This window comes from Yersinia mollaretii ATCC 43969 (assembly GCF_013282725.1).
Lineage (GTDB): Bacteria > Pseudomonadota > Gammaproteobacteria > Enterobacterales > Enterobacteriaceae > Yersinia > Yersinia mollaretii.
In genome coordinates this window covers 1,852,281-1,872,523 of record NZ_CP054043.1, presented here as the reverse complement: position 1 = coordinate 1,872,523, position 20,243 = coordinate 1,852,281, and the positions used below count along the sequence as shown (strand labels likewise).

Genomic DNA, 20,243 nt, shown 5'->3' with positions numbered 1-20,243 from the left:
ATGGAGTGATGACAGATGGCTGATTTAGACGATATCAAAGACGGTAAAGATTTCGGCATTGGTGTACCCCAGCAAAACCCGGCGTTTACACTAAAAGGCTCCGGCTCACTGGATTGGGGGATGCAATCTCGTCTGGCGCGGATTTTCAATCCGAAAACCAATCGCACCGTGATGCTGGCATTTGACCACGGCTATTTTCAGGGGCCGACCACCGGACTGGAGCGCATTGATATCAATATCGCCCCCCTATTTGAGTACGCCGATGTCTTAATGTGCACCCGTGGCATTTTGCGCAGTGTGGTTCCCGCTGCCGCCAATCGCCCAGTAGTACTTCGGGCGTCCGGTGCCAACTCGATCCTGACTGATCTCTCCAACGAGGCGGTCGCCGTGGCGATGGAAGATGCTTTACGGCTTAACTCATGCGCTGTGGCCGCGCAGGTCTATATCGGTACCGAGCATGAGCATCAATCGATTAAAAATATCATTCAATTGGTCGATCAGGGGATGCGCTACGGTATGCCCACCATGGCGGTGACTGGGGTCGGCAAAGATATGGTTCGCGACCAGCGCTACTTCTCTCTCGCCACTCGAATCGCCGCCGAAATGGGCGCGCAGGTGATCAAAACCTATTATGTAGACAGTGGTTTTGAGCGCATTGCCGCCGGTTGCCCAGTGCCCATCGTGATTGCCGGTGGTAAAAAACTGCCGGAACGTGAGGCGCTAGAGATGTGCTATCAAGCCATTGATCAGGGCGCATCGGGCGTGGACATGGGCCGCAATATCTTCCAGTCCGAAGCGCCGATTGCCATGTTGAAGGCAGTTCATGCGGTGGTGCATCAAAATGAGAGTGCAGAAGCGGCTTACCAGTTGTTCCTACACGAAAAAGGTTAAGCAGTGACAAGGAGGAAGTTATGCATGTGACTCTGGTCGAAATTAATGTGAAAGATGACAAAGTGGACCAATTTATTGACGTTTTTCGCGCCAATCACCTCGGTTCTATCCGCGAAGCGGGCAATTTACGGTTTGATGTTTTGCGGGATGAAAACCTGCCGACGCGCTTCTACATCTATGAAGCCTATACCGATGAAGAGGCGGTTGCCGCCCATAAAAAGACCCCCCACTACCTCGCGTGTGTCGAGCAACTGGAGGGGTTGATGAGCGGCCCGCGTAAAAAAACCGTCTTTATCGGCCTGATGCCTTAGCCAACACGGGCAGCCGAAACACTCTCGCTGCCCGTTCTGTTTCTCCTACAACAGCACGTTAATTCCATATTTTTGTACAATTGAAAGCAGTTTAAGTGATAAGCCATTGGGGTGCTTTGCACCATTTTCCCATTTCTGAATAGTGGAAACACTGGTATTCAAATAGCGGGCAAAAATGGGTTGGCTAATATTAAATCTCTCGCGTAATTGTTTTATTTCACCCGGCTTAAATGGATGAACTTTAGCAACACAGCGCTCGTCAAAGTTTCGCATTGTCTCTTGTGGGATTGCGCCGACAGAAAATAGCCCCGATGCAGCACTATGGATAGCTTCAAAAGCGGGACTTTTAAATTTATTCTTTGCCGTCATGACATATCTCCATTAATTCTTTTCTTGCGATTAAAGCAGCCACTGTGACCCCAGATAGCTCACCGTAAGATTTCGCCAATATCCTAAAACTGGCTAACTCAGAACTATCAATATTGCTCATATCCTGTTTAGCGAATAAGAAAGCATATACCCAACGCATTCCACCTTTGGCTAGAATAATCGAGCGATCCCGATTTTGGTTGAGCCGTTTTTTGTAAACCCCACCACCGAGATCTTCTACTTTCCCCTGCATTACTGCCTGCATAGCCAAGCATAACTCGGCATCCGTAATACCATGAGATTTTGCTGCCTTATTAAACCACTTAGTTTTAAATGCTCTCACTATGGTTGATATCCTATCATCGAAAGTATAGCACTAAGTGTTATATTTAGTTGTTTTCTATATTCGGAGACACGACAAAAATTCTTTTGTTTACTTACTAGTGAAATCCACGAGAGCGGTACGTTCAAATAAATCCAATAAAACAATAATATGAAACCATGACAATGAACCGACTCAGATCTCATGCCAACTGACCTATGACGATAAAAACTTCCGTAATCAGACAACACCTATCAGCAAAACGTATACAGTGCGGTATTATGAGCGCTGAAGAAATGATTGGCAGCCTTTTAGCCGTCTCGCGCCTCATCTGCTGTGTCCACACTGTAAACAGGAGTTTCTATGCACACCACTCATCGCTTGGTATTGGCTTTGGCTCTCTCCACCCCACTTCTGACTGGTGCGGCTAGTGCGAACAGCTTATTGGACTCCGTCAAAAGCGCCGCTGACCAGTACAGTAAATCAGGGGATAGCTCATCTTCATTGTCGTCGCTGACTGGCTTACTGAATGGAGGCGATAAAGGTTTGAGTGCTAGCACCATGACCAATGCGGCGGGTATCCTGCAATATTGCGTCCAAAATAATGTGCTGTCAGCCGATGGCACCTCCGCCGTGAAAGACCAATTAATGAGTAAATTGGGGATCACCAGCACCGAGAATGCCAAGAGTCAGGATTACCAAGAGGGATTGGGCGGTTTGCTCAAAACCGGCGAAGGCAAAAGCTTGAACCTGAATGATTTGGGTAGCGAGCAAATCACCGAAAAAATCAAAACCAAAGCCTGCGACTTAGTGCTAAAACAGGGCCAGTCATTCTTGTTGAAGTAGCAGATTAGATAAGCCAATTCAGACAGATATCCACTCAAAAGGAGCATGACGTGACGATGCAGCAACAGGCAATAATCGCAGGTTTGGCGAAGCTGCATCTGTATCTCGAACGCTGGCAACTCATTGGGGATGGCCCGGCATTTCATACTGCATCAAGTTGGCTGCAACCCGTACAGCATCGTGGGCAACCCGCCATGCTAAAGATTGCGATGACGGCCCAAGAGTGTCTGGGCGCACAACTGATGGTGTGGTGGCAAGGCGATGGCGCGGCTCGAGTGATAGCTCAGGAAGAAGATGCCATTCTGCTTGAACGCATTGCGGGACAACAGTCATTATCGGAGATGGCCCGCAATGGTCAGGATGACGAAGCCAGCCAGATAATTTGCCATGTTGTCGCCCGCCTTCATGGGCATTCCAAGCCAAAATCACCCAAGCTCCCTCTCTTATCAAGCCAGTTTGGCGCACTTGAATTAGCCGCTAAAATGCATGGCGGAATTTTTGTCGATGCCGCGTCTATCGCAACAAAATTACTTGCCGAACCACAAGATATCACTCTGCTCCATGGTGATATTCATCATGGCAATATTCTTAATGCTGGCCCCGGAGACTGGCTGGCCATTGACCCAAAAGGTCTGATAGGAGAACGCGGCTTCGATTTTGCCAATATTTTTTGTAACCCTGATTTCACTGTAGCAACATCACCGGGGCGACTGACCCGACAAGCAGATATCATTGCCGAATCTGCTGGCCTTGACCGACATCGCCTTATCTCGTGGATCGTCGCGTGGGCGGGACTGTCAGCGGCGTGGCATCTTGAAAGTCGGAGCAATGCAGACACCGCATTAACCGTTGCCAATATCGCATTCAACTCACTGCATCGTTATGATTAACCTAGCCTATCTTCTCTAAGACATCTTCCAGCCTAACTCCCAATAATCTTGCTATATGCACAAACTCCACAACATCCAAGCGCCTTTCGCCATTTTCTACTTTCGCAATAAAGGATTGGGGACGACCAAGCGCAGTGGCGAGACTCTCTTGAGTGATACCTTTAGCAATACGCTGCTTGCGTAACGCTTTGATAACCGATTGATATTCATCTGAATAAATAGAAACCATCTGTCCAATTCCTTTTAGAACGTTGGAATTGAATATCTGCCACCACTCCAACTATCCCAAAAAAGGATAATCATATATTGCCTACCTTATCGGTACTATTGAACTAATAATTTTGCTAATTAATAGCGACTCATCGATTGAGAGCAAGCGGGCAATATGAATAAGCTCCACAAAATCTAACCTCCTTTCGCCATTCTCGACTTTAGCCACAAATGACTGAGGGCGATTTAGTGCCTCGGCGAGGCGCTGCTGGCTGATTCCTTGCTCAATACGGGCCTGTCGAAGTGTTTTTACCACCTGCTGATATTCTTCGGAATAAATGGAAGCCATCTGAGTAACCTTGATTAATATCCTAAAATCGAATATCAGGTATTTCCTTTTTTATCCCAAAATAGGATAATCAAACGAATACATCACATGGAGAGGTAAAGGGTATGGATAAGCACGATTGGCATCCGGCAGACATTGTGGCGGGCTTGAGAAAACGTGGCACAAGCATGTCGGCGGTTTCCAGAAAGGCTGGGCTGGCTTCTTCAACACTAGCCAACGCGCTGCAACGCCACTGGCCGAAAGGTGAAAAATTGATTGCAGAAGTGCTGGGACTTGATCCCGCAGAGATCTGGCCTTCCCGCTATCTAAAACCCCAAAAGCCACAAAAAATATTGCCCGACAAAGTGAATTAGAGTGGATGGATTCCGCTTCCCTAGGTGATAAGGAAGCGGAATAATTCAGCTTAGGGTTACAGTTAATACCTTCACTGGATTCGTAATTGCAGTCGCTAATCACCTATCAATCAACGATGACGCGACCATTGAGTGGCTGCACGGGGCGATTATTGGTGTGGTGAACAGCAGAACGAAATTGAGTGATTTGTTCAGCGGACGCACTGACCGGTTGATCAAGTACCAACCAGCTCACCCCTTCAGAACAAGGAGGTGTGGTCAGTGAGCCACTGAAGCGGTAAAAATTAAACTGCTTTGGCAACAATGCCTTAATGTCAATCGGCTTATTCAACACCGCCATTTGATCAACAGCAGTGGGCATCTGCTGCCAAGCATTCGCCAACTGAGCATCCGCTTTACCTTCTTGGAACATCAGCGCCAATACGACCAGCGCGCCCTCTTTATCTTTATACACAAAGTGGGCTTCCAACGGGAACTGCTTGCCATCAATCTCATTTTCACTTGGGGCGTGGAAGTGGAATTGTTGCAACGTAAAGGTATCGTCATCCAACTTCAGCGTATTACCCGCACTGACATTGACCTGAATGGTATGACCATTATTCACAATTTGTTGTTTACCGGGCTGGAAGGCCAACTCAAGTTGCCCGTGATGCGTTTTCAGGGCGCCCTGAATATTGACCGGAGACTGATTTTTACCGGTTTCACATAATGAGAAATCTGGCGAGAGTTTGCCCCAATGTGCCGGATCTTCCTGTCCCTCATATCCCCAATGCGCATGTTCTGCGGCACTGGCAGTAAAGCTGGCAGCCAACATCGCTGTCAGTAATAATTTTCTTTTCATTTCAAATCCCTATCAAATAATAACCCAAATGGGTCACTGCCATTTCGCGCAAGAGAGTAAGCCCATTTTTTATAAGGATAAATCAGCCACTTCCTACAGTGATGAAGGAACCACCGTAACTAATTAAATTTATTCAATTTTTAATTGGGGGAGCAAATGTAACTGTTTGCGTTTTGAAGTGGGGTAACTCAGATTGACGTCGGTTGACTCAAAAGAGAGAAAAAGCCTTGCGGGGATTGGATTGTAGGCATAAAAAAGACGACCTTAGACGTCTCTTTACATGCTAATGGTGCGAAGGCCGGACTTTCTTCATGGTTAACAATATGATTTGTATTGATTAAAATTTTAAAATCAATTTATACCAACACATAAATTCATTTATTTCCGGCATCGAACCTGCGCGAGTAAAACTTGGACAAGATAGCAATCCTGTCACTGATCATCATCCTCGACAGGCTCTAATACATTGAGAGCGATTCGAACCATCGCAATGGAGCCTATGCGAATAAAAGCATCCTCGCCATCCATGTCCGTTATCATGTAGCGTTCGGTGGTCTCTGGATCAGATTCAAGCATATCGAAAAAGCCATTTAACTGACCAATATCCCCGAACTCTTCATCTTCCAGTTCATCTGATTCACAACACAGTTCTATGGCTGGGCCACCATTCTCAAGTATAATATGGACAGTAAAACCATCATCTTCCTTATGATTCTCGCCAACAAAAACGCGTCCTAGTGGTTCAAACAAGAATTGATGAAATGCAACCTCACGTGAGTTAAGTGCATATCGGTGTTCATCTGAATCAAAGACAAAGAAGTGCTCAATATCTGGGGAAGCTTTTTCCTGAAAATACGCATAAAAGCGTCTTTGATCGGCTGGTGAAATAGGGAGTAACAGGTAGTCCTGATGGCCTCTTAACCAAAGTTTTACTGACCAAGCACACCCATCCATTTCGATTCCATTCTTAGCCATTTCCCCAAGATCATCATCGCAGCTACTTCGCTTATCACTTAGCCTTCTCAGCATGTGGTCGCCATTGGGAAATACAACATTCAGAGGTTTCTTTAACACTGAACAGATCGCCTGCGCAACTTCCAGTCTTGCTGCAACCTTCCCTGTTTCGATACGCTGAATTTGTTGCTGGCTAGTGCCCACAGCTGCAGCTAGTTCACGTTGTGTAATTGATAACTGTATGCGAAGTTGCTTGATATTGTTCTGTACCATGACACAGTTCTCCTGATGGCTTTCACAGTAAACATTAAAACACATAAAAGAGTTAAAAACACCAAGCGGAGTTAGCAATTAAAATTACAGTCATTCTCCTTCTGGAAATACCCAATAAAGCAATATGCCATTACTCAGATATTGGAGATTCATCAACTTTCTGAATCTACTTTTCTATCTGGCTCAGCACAGTATCCTCAATGGCGCGAGAAATAACATTGAACACCTGAATATGGCCTTCATTGCTGGCAAACCAAGTCATTAGGCACAAGGTTACGAACGCTAACTATTACCTTGAGAACTAAAAAACTCACCTAATCACGAAATTTTTGAGTTGACCTGAAAAAATGTTCGGTAAGCCTAAAAAGCCGTATAGTGTTCTGATAGCCATTAACACGTTTGCATAGCAGGACAATAATGATCCGTGGCTATCTCGCCCGACTAATGGGTAAGCATAAATACACATCGCTAATGTAGTTAAAGAAACTAGCATCAGCCGCAATGCAATAACGCTGATATACAAAGAAACTGTTCAGAAGGTTGATTGGGAGGCGGTAGACAAACTTTGTGCTCTCTTCCAATACGACATAAGCAAATTGCTTGAGAGGACACCTGAGGAATGATAGCTACTAACAAAATAGGGAAATTTACTGAAGATACTCGTGTAAAGATTCCAACGATTCTTCACCTCATTAGATTGGGTTATACCTATCTATCACTCAAAGGACAAAATTGGGACAAAGGAACTAATATTTTCCCTGAAATCTTTAAAGCCGCTATTGCCAAGATCAATCCCAGTACAACCCCAGATGATGTCGAGCGTTTTCTGAAAGAGATAACACTCTTACTTGATAATGAAGATTTAGGACGCGCATTTTTCGAAAAGCTCACTGACCGTTCTAATATAAAACTTATCGATTTTGAGAATTTCAATAATAATAGCTTCCATGTTGTTACCGAGCTAACTTGTGTCAATGGCGATGAAGAATTCCGTCCTGATATCACTTTGCTAATTAATGGCATGCCATTGGTCTTCATCGAAGTTAAAAAGCCAAATAACCGGGAAGGCATTATTGATGAACGAAATCGCATCAATGAACGTTTTCAAAACCTGAAATTTAGGCGTTTTGCCAACATCACCCAGTTTATGATTTTCTCCAACAACATGGAGTATGACGACAGTGATCTGGAACCGATTCAGGGAGCGTTCTACGCCAGCAGTTCATACCATAAGCCCATGTTCAACTATTTCCGTGAAGAGGAGATTTTTGATCTGACAGCAATGTTAAATCCGTTGTCTGAAGAAACTGAACGGGTTGTTTTGAAAGACAATAACCTCGAAGTGATTCGCAACAGCCCTGAGTTCCAGACCAACAAAGATCATAATCGACCAACTAATCGTATTTGTACCTCACTCCTGAGCCGTGGCCGCTTGGCATTTATTCTGCGTTATGCACTGGTTTATGTTACAGAGTCTCTAGGGCTTGAAAAACACATCATGCGCTACCCACAGTTGTTTGCTACAAAGGCAATAGCACGTAAACTAGATGCAGGAATCAAAAAAGGGATCATTTGGCATACTCAAGGTAGCGGCAAAACGGCACTGGCCTATTACAATGTGAGTTTCTTGACGAATTATTTTCAACAAAAACAGGTGATCCCCAAATTCTATTTTATTATCGATCGGCTGGATTTATTACAACAGGCACATCATGAATTTACCGCCCGAGGATTAACGGTACATCTTATCGATTCTCGTGAAGACTTTTCTCGCGACATTAAAGCCAGTGGTTTGCTCCAAGGCCTTTATTATTGCTTGAACGCTTTTCATCGATACGACGGCAAAGCAATTCCTCTTCCTCAGAAAGGTAATCAATCAAAAGTGGGTAAAGGGCATGCTCAGAAAAACTTACAGTCTCAGCAGATGGAGTCGGTGCAATATCAAAAGATGACTCTTGTTGCAAACCATCATCAATTTCCTTACCCCAGTAGAATAGTCTAGGCCGAGGCTTGTCACGCGTCATAACCTGAAGACACATTGCTTTAGCCTGAACAGTTCTGCTCCCACCGACTTCAGCTGCTATTTGACTCAAGAAATCTTCATCGCTGGCAAAACGAGGGTTTTGGCGCTTGTCTGCAAGCTCTGCACCATAGTGATCTATGATCTTTTGAGCAAGCTGACGAGCGGTGAATTGTTCATCAGGATTAGCCTGAAGAACATTAATAATCATCTGCGGGCGACTAGTCATGGCTCCTGCCTTAGGTATAACAGTAAGGACCCTACTTTCTTAGGGGATGAATTTTTGGTTGCTGCTTTTTAAAGATGACACAGTGTAAAACCCTTGATTACTGGAACCAAGCTCGCAGTTAAAATTTTTGCATTAAATAACGGATAATCTCTCTTAAATGAGCAATCCATCAGCACCTGAACCATACAAATTATCCCGCTGGTATATCCACCCTTTGATTCCCACCATTAATAATGATGGCATTTTTAATATCTGGAAGAATAATTCCCATTTTAAAACAATATATTAAAAAACAAGGTGCGCAAGATACGTGCCTTATAGGATTTTTTACTCAGCCCGTATTCAACGTAGCAAAATCAAACAGACATGTAGTCCCCCCTTTTTTTAGTACCACCGCCAACGAGGATTTGGTCAGCCGTGTACGGCAATGCGGAATTATTCAGGCGGCCAGAGAGATTTCCCGCTTAATCGGTTTAACCCCAACAGCTCCCGCCAGAGAAAAAACGGGATTCTGCTGCTCGCCGGACATGATGCAAAAAGTTGAGGTCCTGCTAGCGACCTGTTCTCGGGGGAGCAGTGATTACCTTTTGTGTAAGGGCTTGGATCAGCCGGTACTATAACTGGCTCACTGCATTATTTACTTTTAAAATCACCATTTGCATCCATAATTGTATCCCACTGTTTGAATTCATCATTACCGAGAACTACACAACCTTTAGTCATAGATTTGAAATGCTCAACAAGATACTTATCCTGCTTTGGAGGGAACTCATCAAAGCTTGAAACTAATGTTTTTTTTCTGAGATTTTCCACATATGTAGGGCAAATAAGATTTACCCCATTAAGTGAAAACATATTAACAGCCTTAATAAAAAAATCTTCCTTTCCACTCAGAGAGCGGGTATCCCATATTGATTGAGGAAAAAGCTCCTTATAATACTTATCAGATGTCACATTATAATAATGGACTCTTTTATCTAGTACCCCTATCGCACTGAAAACATTAGAACCCATAAATAGAAACCCATTAGGCCAAATTAAAACAATAAAAAACAGTGAGACCATAACAGAAAAAACAAATTCTTTTAATTTTTTAGCATCAAGAAGACCCTTACTACTTGTTGAGTAATTTCTTGAATAAAAAACCATAGCGGGAAACAATGAAAGTAATGAATAAAAAGATAGAAATAAAAAGGCATATATGAAAGAAGAAAGGGTATGACCATCAATACTCATAATAACAATAGATATAGACATAATTATCGAGAGAGATGAAACAAAACATATAAACGAGGTAATAATAATGGAACCTGTTACTTTTACGACTTTAATAAAACCAGTGTGTATGTTATTATGGCTATTCTTTACTTTCAACCTAATACAGGTAATAACCACAGAAACAAAGAAAGACAAAAGCAACGAGCGAAACGGCTCTCCTATATAAGATACAACACTGTCTATATAACTATGTCTACTTAAAAAAGAAGAGAATGAATCGGAAGAGAAAATAAAGATAAAACCCAACATTGACATTGATGTTAACAATGTGATTAGTGGCATTCTTTTTGTGCTAGTTATATAGCTTTCATGAGTAAAATAAGAAAGTGACATCAAGTTAATGCTTGGGAGCATAATTATAATTGAAATAAACACCGACACAAAGACAAACGAAAAAAATATTGAAAGAAGAGTCGTATTATTACCTACAGAACCCATTAACAAGTCTAGACGTGAAAAATGCCCTAAATACCCCCAAACAACTAGAACAGAAAAAACAACACACAAAGGTGATAATTTTAATACATAATAAAAATATTTTTTTAAGTTATTTGCAATAGACCCAAACTCATTTACTTTTCCCATATTAGTCTCCGTATTAATCATAATAATTAATTAAAATGGTACTGCCACAACCAATTAATGTCATAAGATTAAGTAATGTTATTATTTAAACCCATAAGGCACCACATACCCATCCCGACACTTATCTAAATAATCAGCCCACCATTGCACCATGAGCCTTCTTTCATCCATATGTTCGGCTTTATGAATATAGGCCGCACGAACATTGTTGCGTTCCTGATGGCTCATCTGCCGTTCTACTGCATCACGCGACCACATACCTGATTCAACCAAAGCACTACAGGCCATTGTTCTGAAACCATGACCACAGATTTCTGTTTTGGTATCGTATCCCATGCGGCGTAACGCATTATTAATCGTATTTTCACTCATCGGGCGGTTGGGATGATGATCACCTGGAAAAACCAGATTATCATCTTGGGTTAATGCTTTAATCTGCTCAAGCACAGTAATCGCTTGCCCGGATAATGGCACCAGATGAGGGGTTTTCATTTTCGAGCCTCGGTGCGAATACCTGACCTTATCAATCACTTCCCTCTCTGCCGGCAGTGTCCATAAGGCTCTATCCAAATCAATTTCATCCCATCTGGCAAACCGTAGTTCACTTGAGCGAATAAATACCAGCAGACAAAGCCTTACCGCCATGCGAGTCAATGGTCTGCCACAGTAGTCATCCATGCGCAGTAAAAGCTCTGGGAGGCGTTCTAGAGGGAGAGCCGCACGATGAGTTGCCTTGCGGGTGACTAAAGCGCCAGCAAGGTCTTGTGCGGGGTTATATTCGATTAAACCGTTCTGTACCGCGTAACGCATCACACAGGTAATTCGTTGTTGCAGCCGTGCGGCCACATCCAATTTTCCCGTTTGCTCAACCACTCTTAAGGGAGTAAGCAGGTCGCGGATTTTCAGCTCATCGATATTTCGCTTACCAATAGCCGGAAACAAATACATTTCGAAGTAACGCAGCACACGCTCAGAGTGTTGCACAGACCATTTTTTGTTACTGGCATGCCAGTCGCGGGCAACCAACTCAAAGGTATGCGTGTTTTGTATAATTTCTTTTTCTTGTTCGCGCCTATTTGTTGGGCTGATCCCTTGTGCAATAAGCGCTTTCGCTTTATCTCGCTCAGCACGAGCCTGCCCTAAACTAACCGCAGGATAGCCACCAAAAGCAATGCGACTTTCTTTTCCATCAACACGAAATTTAAGATACCAGAGCTTGCCACCTCCGGGCTGTATCTGTAGATAGAGTCCTTGAGCATCGGTGAGTTTATAAGCTTTGGTACGGGGTTTGGCATTTCGAATTGCCATATCGGTCAGCGCCATAGGGGGTCACATCCATATAGATCCCAGAAGGCGCTCACTATGCTATTGGAGCGTTATAGCTGTCAACGGATGATAAGGAGAGAGATTAAACAAAAACACCCACAATATTATGATGTTAATCAGTAACTTTACAGTAAACACCAATGCCAAATTATCGCTGCACAAAGGACACCCCAAAATGTCCTTTGTGCAGCGATAACCCCCGATACTACAACCTAACTCTGCTAATAACTTCGCGAAAGCAGATATCACCTGCATTTAGCGCATATTTGGGGGTCACGACTTTTCCACACCGAGCTGACCCCCAATTTGACCCCCAGGAGTATTGGCTGTCAGTGGACGTAAAAATACCAGAATGGAGAAGTGGCAAAAATCACCAGAAGGTTAGATACTGTTTTATATGGATTTTTACGGAAGATAATGGACTTGACTGAACGACAGGCAAAAAAAAAGCCACCTTGCGGTGACTTAATTTTCATACTAATGGTGCCGAAGGCCGGAATCGAACCGGCATGCCTCGCGGCGGTTGATTTTGAATCAACTGCGTCTACCGATTTCGCCACTTCGGCACTGAAGTAGTATGCGGAGAACGAGGTGAATTATACCTACCAATGATCCGCATGCAACTGTTATCCAATCAAGTTTAGTCTAAGTGTTGAAAAAACCGCCATCAACGCCGTTTTAGTAGCAAATAAACACTGATTAGGAGGAAAAGTATACTCGGCAACAGTGCACCAATGACGGGCGGGATGTTGTAGACCAAGCTCAATGGGCCAAAAATTTGATCCAAAACGTAGAATACGAAGCCAAAGAAGATGCCGGTGACGACTCGGACACCCATCGCCACACTTCGTAGTGGGCCAAAAATAAATGACAGCGCCATCAGCATCATCACCGCCACCGAGAATGGTGCAAATATCTTACCCCACATGTTCAGTTCGTAGCGGCTTGACTCCTGACCACTTTGCCGCAGGTATTTGCTGTAATCATGCAGCCCGCTGATGGAGAGTGAATCTGGATTCATGGCAACCACACCCAGCTTCTCTGGCGTCAGATTGGTCTTCCACTCACCCGTTAACGTCTGCGAACCCGTCACCTGAATGGGGTTGCTTAAATCAGATTCATCAACCTGCGATAAGCGCCAGATTTTATTGTCTTTTTCATAGGTCGCCGTCGCCGCATACCGCACCGAAAGCAGACGATCTTGTTTATCAAAGTGATAGATATTGACGCCCGTCAGCTCGTTGTCACCCGACACCCGCTGAATATAGATAAAATCAGAGCCATCTTTTGCCCACAAGCCAGATTGCGTCGAGAGCAATGAACCCCCGTACATCTGTTGTGCGCGGAAGTTACGTGCCATCTGCTCGCCTTGCGGTGCTACCCACTCACCAATTGCCATGGTCAGCAACACCAATGGAATGGCGGTTTTCATCACTGAAGCAGCGATTTGCATACGAGTGAATCCTGATGCCTGCATGACCACCAGCTCACTGCGCGTCGCTAGTGAACCAAGACCCAGCAATGCGCCTAACAGCGCCGCCATCGGGAAGAATATCTCGATATCCTTAGGGACACTGAGCAAGGTGTACATGCCAGCGGATGCCGCTGAGTAATCGCCCTGCCCGACTTTACGTAACTGATCGACAAACTTGATGATGCCGGACAACGATACCAGCATGAATAGTGTCATCAGGATGGTATTGAGGATAGTCCGTCCGATATAACGGTCTAATACACCAAACATCAGGCAGCACCTCTCAATCGAGCACGTAACTTACGAGCCGGCAGGCCATCCCACAGGTTCAATATCACCGCAATCGCCAAATAAGTACCGTTCACGGTCCACATCCAGAGTAGCGGGTCTAGCTTGCCGTTACCTGCATTTGAGCGCAGGGAGCTTTGCAATAGGAAGAAAATTAAATAGAGCAACATCGCGGGCAGCATACTCAGGACGCGGCCTTGGCGCGGGTTGACCGCACTTAGCGGCACGACCAGCAGCGCCATGATAACCACCGACACAATCAGTGTCAGACGCCAGTGAAACTCTGCGCGGGCGTCTGCTTCATTCGAGCGCCACAGTTGTTTCATGGTCATCTGCTCAGCCACATTGCTGTTTTGCTGCACTTCCTGATGCCCAATAATGGCCTGATAGTCGACAAAATCGGTGATGCGGAAATCGCGCAGCAGCGCGGTACCCTCATAGCGAGTGCCTTTGTTTAGGATAACCACTTGCGAACCGTCAGGCCGCTCGGTCATGTGGCCGCTGTCGGCCACGACCACGGAAGGGCGTTGATTACCGTTTGGCCGCAATTGTGCTAAAAACACGCGGTTGAACTCTTTGCCCGTCACATTACCGATAAATAAGGCTGAATTGCCATCGGTTGAGGATTTAAACTGCCCGCCTGCCAATGCGGCGAGGCTAGGGTTAGCTCTGGCGTCATTCAGCACTTCGTCTTGATGTTTGGACGACCAAGGACCAAGCCAGATGGTATTGACCGCCGCCAGTGCCGAGGTCCCTAGTGCCAGAATCAAGGCCGCCATAATCAGGGATTTTTTGCCCATGCCGCAGGCGTGCATCACGGTGATTTCACTCTCCGTATACAATTTGCCCAAAGTCATCAACAAGCCAAGGAATAGGCTTAATGGCAAGATAAGTTGTGCCATTTCCGGCACACCGAGCCCCAAAAGGGATAAAACCAGATTTGTTGGGATTTCACCGTCAACCGCAGCGCCTAATATCCGTACTAACTTCTGGCTAAAGAAGATTAATAGCAGGATGAACAGAATCGCAATTTGGCTCTTAAGTGTTTCCCGTACCAGATATCTAATGATGATCACGCTAATACGCCTGTGAAAACTTGTCTTTTTGCAGGAAAATCGATAGTTTCATCGTTAATCCGCCATTTATTCTCATCATATGGCAACCTTCACGGCTAAAATAGTATTACAGCATCTAGCGTTTAGGTGTCCTATAGGAACATGCTTATAGTCGCCAAAACAAAACAACTTATACCGTTAAGGTTAACACACGTCGTTAACACAACGGAGTAGAGATCGTTGCGGAGCGCTACATTCTAGCGAGTGCACCCGCCTTTGTCTTTAAGATTCAGGAGAGTACATGGAGTTCAGTGTAAAGAGCGGCAGCCCGGAAAAACAGCGCAGTGCCTGTATTGTAGTCGGCGTTTTCGAACCACGTCGTCTATCTCCCATTGCCGAACAACTCGACAAAATTAGTGATGGCTACATCAGCGCTTTATTGCGCCGTGGTGAACTTGAAGGCAAAGTCGGGCAGACGCTGTTACTGCACCATGTGCCGAATATTCTCTCCGAGCGCATCTTGTTAATTGGCTGTGGCAAAGAGCGCGAGCTTGATGAACGCCAGTACAAGCAAGTGATCCAGAAGACCATCAATACCCTTAATGATACCGGCTCAATGGAAGCGGTCTGCTTCTTGACTGAGCTGCATGTCAAAGGCCGCAATACTTACTGGAAGGTACGTCAAGCGATAGAAACCGCTAAAGAGACGCTTTACACCTTCGATCAGCTTAAAAGTAATAAAACTGAACCTCGCCGTCCGCTGCGTAAAATGGTGTTCAATGTGCCAACACGCCGCGAACTGACCAGCGGTGAGCGCGCCATCCAGCATGGTCTGGCAGTAGCATCCGGGATCAAAGCCGCCAAAGACTTGGGCAATATGCCGCCCAATATCTGTAACGCCGCGTATTTGGCGTCACAGGCGCGTCAACTGGCCGATGCGTTCAGCACCAATATCGTCACTCGCGTCATTGGCGAACAGCAGATGAAAGAGCTGGGTATGCACTCTTATCTGGCGGTTGGCCATGGTTCGCAGAACGAATCATTGATGTCGGTGATAGAATATAAGGGTAATCCGAACCCTGACGCTAAGCCAATTGTGCTGGTCGGCAAAGGGCTGACCTTCGACTCCGGTGGTATCTCCATCAAACCTGCCGAAGGCATGGATGAGATGAAATATGATATGTGCGGTGCGGCGACAGTCTATGGCGTGATGCGCGTCGTGGCTGAGTTGCAACTGCCATTGAATGTGATTGGCGTGCTGGCGGGCTGTGAAAACATGCCGGGTGGCCGCGCTTATCGCCCGGGTGATGTTCTGACCACCATGTCTGGCCAGACCGTGGAAGTGCTGAATACTGATGCGGAAGGCCGTCTGGTGCTGTGTGACGCACTGACCTACGTTGAGCGCTTCGACCCTGAACTGGTGATTGATATCGCGACACTGACCGGCGCGTGCGTAGTGGCGTTAGGCCATCACATCACCGGGCTGATGTCGAACCATAACCCATTGGCTCACGAGCTGATTGGGGCATCAGAGCAGGCGGGTGACCGTGCATGGCGCTTGCCATTAGGCGATGAATACGCCGAGCAACTGGACTCCAATTTTGCTGATATGGCCAATATTGGTGGCCGTGCCGGTGGGGCCATTACTGCGGGCTGTTTCTTGTCGCGCTTTACCCGTAAATATAGCTGGGCGCACTTGGATATCGCTGGGACGGCGTGGCGCTCAGGCAAGAACAAAGGCGCAACAGGCCGTCCGGTCGCATTGTTGTCTCAGTTCCTGCTTAACCGCGCAGGGCTAAACGGCGACGATTAATCGTTTGATATACATCATGCTATTCTAAGGGCACACTTTTGTGCCCTTTTACGTCGTAGAGAACCTATGAAAAACGCCACTTTTTATTTGCTCGAACACGACACGCCTGCCGGTGAGCTGCGCGCTCATGAAGCCTTGGCCTGCGAAGTTGCGGCTGAACGTTGGCGGGCGGGAAAACGGGTGCTGATCGCCTGTGAGAGTGAGGAGCAGGCCCAGCGGCTTGATGAAGCCCTGTGGCAGCGCACACCTGACCAATTTGTGCCGCACAATCTGGCCGGTGAAGGGCCAAAATATGGCGCACCCGTTGAATTGGCTTGGCCAGAACGGCGTGGGAATTCCCCTCGCGACCTGCTTATCAGCCTGCTGCCAGAGTTCGCAGGTTTTGCCACCGCTTTCCATGAAGTGGTAGACTTCGTGCCTTACGAAGAAAATTTGAAACAGTTGGCGCGCGACCGATATAAGTCTTATCGCAGCGTCGGCTTCCACTTGACCACGGCAACGCCGCCAACTCATTGAAATAAAAAGAAAATGGAAAACACACCTTCTAGCATCGACAAAACTGAGCCGTCCCTCGATAAGACATACAGCCCGCAAGAGATTGAACAGCCGCTGTATGAACACTGGGAAAAACAGGGTTATTTCAAGCCGAACGGCGATACCAGCAAAGAAAGCTACTGCATCATGATCCCGCCGCCGAATGTGACCGGTAGCCTGCATATGGGCCATGCTTTCCAGCAGACCATCATGGATACCTTGATTCGCTACCAGCGGATGCAGGGGAAAAATACCCTATGGCAAGCGGGGACTGACCACGCCGGTATCGCAACCCAAATGGTCGTTGAGCGCAAAATTGCTGCCGAAGAAGGCAAGACTCGCCACGATTATGGCCGTGAAGCTTTTATCGATAAAATCTGGCAGTGGAAAGGCGAATCGGGCGGCACTATCACTCGTCAGATGCGCCGTTTAGGCAACTCCGTGGATTGGGAACGCGAACGTTTCACCATGGATGATGGCCTGTCCAATGCAGTGAAAGAAGTGTTTGTCCGTCTACATAAAGAGGACCTGATTTACCGTGGCAAACGTCTGGTGAACTGGGACCCGAAACTGCGCACGGCGATCTCTGATCTGGAAGTAGAAAACCGCGAATCCAAAGGCTCGATGTGGCATCTGCGTTACCCGCTGGCCGATGGAGCCAAAACCGCTGAAGGCAAAGATTATCTGGTCGTGGCTACCACCCGTCCGGAGACCGTGCTGGGCGACACCGGTGTTGCCGTGAATCCAGAAGATCCGCGTTATAAGGATCTGATCGGTAAAGAAGTGATCCTGCCACTGGTTGGCCGCCGCATTCCGATCCTCGGTGACGAACACGCCGATATGGAAAAAGGCACTGGCTGCGTGAAAATTACGCCAGCCCACGACTTTAATGACTATGAAGTTGGTAAGCGCCACGCCCTGCCGATGATTAACATTCTGACTTTCGACGGTGATATCCGCGCAGAAGCAGAAGTGTTTGATACAAATGGCGAAGCAACCGATGCATGCAGTGGTGCTATTCCAGAGCAGTTCCAAGGCCTTGAGCGCTTTGCTGCCCGTAAAGCGGTGGTGGCAGAATTCGATAAGCTCGGCCTACTGGAAGAGGTTAAACCACACGACCTGACGGTGCCTTATGGCGACCGTGGTGGCGTGGTGATTGAGCCGATGCTGACCGACCAATGGTATGTCCGCACTGCCCCGCTAGCGAAAGTGGCGATTGAAGCAGTGGAAAATGGCGAGATCCAATTCGTGCCCAAGCAGTACGAAAACATGTATTACTCATGGATGCGCGACATTCAGGACTGGTGTATCTCCCGTCAGTTGTGGTGGGGCCACCGTATCCCCGCTTGGTATGACGAGCAGGGTAAAGTGTACGTTGGCCGCGATGAAGCTGAAGTTCGCCGTGAAAACAACCTCGGCCCTGAAGTCGCCTTACGCCAAGACGAAGATGTGCTGGATACTTGGTTCTCATCTGGCCTGTGGACCTTCTCCACTTTGGGCTGGCCTGAGCAGACCGAAGCGCTGAAAACTTTCCATCCGACCAGTGTCGTGGTCAGTGGTTTTGACATTATTTTCTTCTGGATTGCCCGCATGATCATGATGACCATGCACTTTATGAAAGATGAAAATGGTAAGCCGCAGGTGCCATTCAAAACCGTGTACATGACGGGCCTGATCCGCGATGACGAAGGGCAGAAAATGTCTAAGTCTAAAGGTAACGTCATCGACCCACTGGATATGGTTGACGGTATCTCACTGGAGGCGTTGCTGGAGAAACGTACTGGTAACATGATGCAGCCGCAGTTGGCGGAGAAAATCCGTAAGCGCACCGAGAAGCAGTTCCCGAACGGCATTGAGCCACACGGTACTGATGCCCTGCGCTTCACGCTGGCAGCGCTGGCCTCCACCGGCCGCGATATCAACTGGGACATGAAGCGTCTGGAAGGATATCGCAACTTCTGTAACAAGCTGTGGAACGCCAGCCGTTTCGTGCTGATGAACACCGAAGGGCAAGATTGTGGGCAGAATGGCGGCGAAATGGTGCTGTCACTGGCTGATCGCTGGATTCTGGCTGAATTCAATCAGACCATCAAAGCCTACCGCGAAGCGATGGACACTTACCGCTTCGATCTGGCGGCCGGTATTCTGTATGAGTTCACTTGGAACCAGTTCTGTGACTGGTATCTGGAGCTGACCAAACCGGTCATGAACAGTGGTTCAGAAGCTGAACTGCGCGGCACTCGCCATACGCTGATTGAGGTACTGGAAGCGCTGCTACGTCTGGCGCACCCTATCATGCCTTACATCACTGAAACTATCTGGCAGCGGGTTAAGACCCTGAAAGGCATTACTGCAGACACCATTATGTTGCAGCCTTTCCCTGAATACGATGCCAGTCAGGTTGATGAAAAAGCCCTGAGTGATCTGGAGTGGATCAAGCAGACGATTATTGCCGTGCGTAATATCCGCGCAGAAATGAACATCGCGCCGGGTAAACCGCTGGATGTGATGCTGCGTGGCGCGAGTGCTGAAGCTCAACGCCGTGTGCTGGAAAACCAGAGCTTCATTCAGTCGCTGGCTCGTTTGTCCTCTCTCAGCCTGTTAGCTGAAGGTGATAAAGGCCCAGTCTCAGTGACCAAGCTGGTTGAAGGTGCAGAGGTGCTGATCCCAATGGCTGGCTTAATTGATAAAGCCACCGAGTTGGATCGTCTGGCAAAAGAAGTGGCGAAGCTGGAAGCGGAAATTGAGCGCATCGAAAGCAAATTGAGTAACGAAGGTTTTGTGGCGCGCGCGCCAGAAGCCGTGGTTGCCAAAGAGCGCGAGAGAATGGCCGCCTGTGCTGAAGCCAAACAGAAGTTAATTGAGCAGCAAGCGACTATCGCCGCACTGTAATTCAATCTGACATGAAGTAAGCACTCACTGGGGGCCATGACAATCTGGCCCCCAGTTTTTTATGGCCTTAATTCAGTGTCATATTCTGGCGAGTGAGTGCAACCATCGCACATACAGCTTGAAGTATGACGGGTATAGAT

19 protein-coding genes, 1 tRNA gene and 2 pseudogenes are annotated in these 20,243 nt (G+C 46.8%); 11 read left to right on the top strand and 11 right to left on the bottom strand.

Going from position 1 to position 20,243, the window contains the following annotated elements; genetic code table 11:
- Positions 1-15: 15 nt before the first annotated feature.
- Positions 16-891 (top strand): 3-hydroxy-5-phosphonooxypentane-2,4-dione thiolase, encoded by an 876-nt coding sequence (gene lsrF / locus HRD69_RS08370; protein ID WP_004876856.1) that lies wholly within the window; start codon positions 16-18, stop codon positions 889-891.
- A 20-nt stretch (positions 892-911) separates the two neighbouring features.
- On the top strand, positions 912-1,202 hold the full coding sequence (gene lsrG, locus HRD69_RS08365) for a (4S)-4-hydroxy-5-phosphonooxypentane-2,3-dione isomerase (protein ID WP_004876857.1): 291 nt from the start codon (positions 912-914) through the stop codon (positions 1,200-1,202).
- A 45-nt stretch (positions 1,203-1,247) separates the two neighbouring features.
- Here the strand turns inward: lsrG and HRD69_RS08360 are convergent, their stop codons facing one another.
- The gene (locus HRD69_RS08360) at positions 1,248-1,571 is read right to left on the bottom strand and encodes a helix-turn-helix domain-containing protein (protein ID WP_032815270.1); all 324 of its coding nucleotides are present in this window, start codon (positions 1,569-1,571) and stop codon (positions 1,248-1,250) included.
- Positions 1,555-1,914 carry a type II toxin-antitoxin system RelE/ParE family toxin gene (locus tag HRD69_RS08355; protein WP_032815271.1) on the bottom strand — a complete coding sequence of 120 codons (360 nt, stop codon included), beginning with the start codon at positions 1,912-1,914 and terminating at the stop codon, positions 1,555-1,557. Before HRD69_RS08355 ends, HRD69_RS08360 begins: the two co-directional genes overlap by 17 nt.
- Before the next feature lie 342 nt (positions 1,915-2,256).
- On the opposite strand from HRD69_RS08355, the gene HRD69_RS08350 reads away from it, so the two are divergent.
- Both HRD69_RS08350 and HRD69_RS08345 read left to right on the top strand, forming a co-directional pair.
- Positions 2,257-2,739 carry a YjjA family protein gene (locus tag HRD69_RS08350; protein ID WP_004876860.1) on the top strand — a complete coding sequence of 161 codons (483 nt, stop codon included), beginning with the start codon at positions 2,257-2,259 and terminating at the stop codon, positions 2,737-2,739.
- A 56-nt stretch (positions 2,740-2,795) separates the two neighbouring features.
- Positions 2,796-3,629 (top strand): aminoglycoside phosphotransferase family protein, encoded by an 834-nt coding sequence (locus HRD69_RS08345; RefSeq protein ID WP_004876861.1) that lies wholly within the window; start codon positions 2,796-2,798, stop codon positions 3,627-3,629.
- Between the two features lies 1 nt (position 3,630).
- On the opposite strand, the gene HRD69_RS08340 is transcribed toward HRD69_RS08345, so the two are convergent.
- Positions 3,631-3,858 carry a helix-turn-helix domain-containing protein gene (locus tag HRD69_RS08340; protein WP_004876862.1) on the bottom strand — a complete coding sequence of 76 codons (228 nt, stop codon included), beginning with the start codon at positions 3,856-3,858 and terminating at the stop codon, positions 3,631-3,633.
- An 81-nt stretch (positions 3,859-3,939) separates the two neighbouring features.
- The gene (locus HRD69_RS08335) at positions 3,940-4,188 is read right to left on the bottom strand and encodes a helix-turn-helix domain-containing protein (RefSeq protein WP_004876863.1); all 249 of its coding nucleotides are present in this window, start codon (positions 4,186-4,188) and stop codon (positions 3,940-3,942) included.
- 104 nt (positions 4,189-4,292) lie between these two features.
- Here HRD69_RS08335 and HRD69_RS08330 point away from each other — a divergent pair, with 104 nt between their 5' ends.
- The gene (locus HRD69_RS08330; protein ID WP_004876864.1) at positions 4,293-4,541 is read left to right on the top strand and encodes a helix-turn-helix domain-containing protein; all 249 of its coding nucleotides are present in this window, start codon (positions 4,293-4,295) and stop codon (positions 4,539-4,541) included.
- Between the two features lie 106 nt (positions 4,542-4,647).
- Here the strand turns inward: HRD69_RS08330 and HRD69_RS08325 are convergent, their stop codons facing one another.
- A complete protein-coding gene (locus HRD69_RS08325; protein WP_004876865.1) occupies positions 4,648-5,382 on the bottom strand; it encodes a carbonic anhydrase in 735 nt (244 codons plus the stop codon).
- A 432-nt stretch (positions 5,383-5,814) separates the two neighbouring features.
- Positions 5,815-6,609, bottom strand: a complete 795-nt coding sequence (locus HRD69_RS08320) for a helix-turn-helix transcriptional regulator (protein ID WP_032815273.1) — start codon at positions 6,607-6,609, stop codon at positions 5,815-5,817.
- A gap of 458 nt (positions 6,610-7,067) precedes the next feature.
- On the opposite strand from HRD69_RS08320, the gene HRD69_RS08315 reads away from it, so the two are divergent.
- The 3 genes and pseudogenes from HRD69_RS08315 to HRD69_RS20775 form a co-directional block, all read left to right on the top strand.
- Positions 7,068-7,232 (top strand): helix-turn-helix domain-containing protein, encoded by a 165-nt coding sequence (locus tag HRD69_RS08315; RefSeq protein ID WP_425330491.1) that lies wholly within the window; start codon positions 7,068-7,070, stop codon positions 7,230-7,232.
- Positions 7,229-8,458 (top strand): annotated as a pseudogene (locus tag HRD69_RS08310) (type I restriction endonuclease); the annotation flags it as partial. The gene HRD69_RS08315 and the pseudogene HRD69_RS08310, both read left to right, overlap by 4 nt.
- An 804-nt stretch (positions 8,459-9,262) precedes the next feature.
- A pseudogene (locus HRD69_RS20775) lies at positions 9,263-9,472 on the top strand (DNA primase); the annotation flags it as partial.
- Positions 9,473-9,491: 19 nt separating this feature from the next.
- Here the strand turns inward: HRD69_RS20775 and HRD69_RS08305 are convergent.
- The 5 genes from HRD69_RS08305 to lptF all read right to left on the bottom strand — a co-directional run bounded on the left by HRD69_RS08305 (position 9,492) and on the right by lptF (position 14,885).
- Entirely contained in the window at positions 9,492-10,721 is a 1,230-nt protein-coding gene (locus HRD69_RS08305) for a hypothetical protein (RefSeq protein WP_152412112.1), read from the bottom strand.
- 81 nt (positions 10,722-10,802) lie between these two features.
- A complete protein-coding gene (locus HRD69_RS08300) occupies positions 10,803-12,044 on the bottom strand; it encodes a tyrosine-type recombinase/integrase (RefSeq protein ID WP_004876872.1) in 1,242 nt (413 codons plus the stop codon).
- Positions 12,045-12,528: 484 nt separating this feature from the next.
- Positions 12,529-12,613 (bottom strand) — tRNA-Leu (locus HRD69_RS08295).
- A gap of 101 nt (positions 12,614-12,714) precedes the next feature.
- Positions 12,715-13,791 carry an LPS export ABC transporter permease LptG gene (lptG, locus tag HRD69_RS08290; protein WP_032815274.1) on the bottom strand — a complete coding sequence of 359 codons (1,077 nt, stop codon included), beginning with the start codon at positions 13,789-13,791 and terminating at the stop codon, positions 12,715-12,717.
- Positions 13,791-14,885: an LPS export ABC transporter permease LptF gene (lptF, locus tag HRD69_RS08285; protein WP_004876873.1), complete on the bottom strand. Its 1,095-nt coding sequence runs from the start codon at positions 14,883-14,885 to the stop codon at positions 13,791-13,793. Before lptF ends, lptG begins: the two co-directional genes overlap by 1 nt.
- Before the next feature lie 280 nt (positions 14,886-15,165).
- Between lptF and pepA the strand changes: the two genes are divergently transcribed.
- From pepA to HRD69_RS08270, 3 genes are all read left to right on the top strand, one after another.
- Positions 15,166-16,677 (top strand): leucyl aminopeptidase, encoded by a 1,512-nt coding sequence (gene pepA / locus HRD69_RS08280; RefSeq protein ID WP_004876874.1) that lies wholly within the window; start codon positions 15,166-15,168, stop codon positions 16,675-16,677.
- A 66-nt stretch (positions 16,678-16,743) separates the two neighbouring features.
- Positions 16,744-17,193, top strand: coding sequence for a DNA polymerase III subunit chi (locus tag HRD69_RS08275; RefSeq protein WP_004876875.1), 450 nt, complete (start codon positions 16,744-16,746; stop codon positions 17,191-17,193).
- Positions 17,194-17,205: 12 nt separating this feature from the next.
- A complete protein-coding gene (locus HRD69_RS08270) occupies positions 17,206-20,103 on the top strand; it encodes a valine--tRNA ligase (protein ID WP_172984611.1) in 2,898 nt (965 codons plus the stop codon).
- Positions 20,104-20,243: the final 140 nt, after the last annotated feature.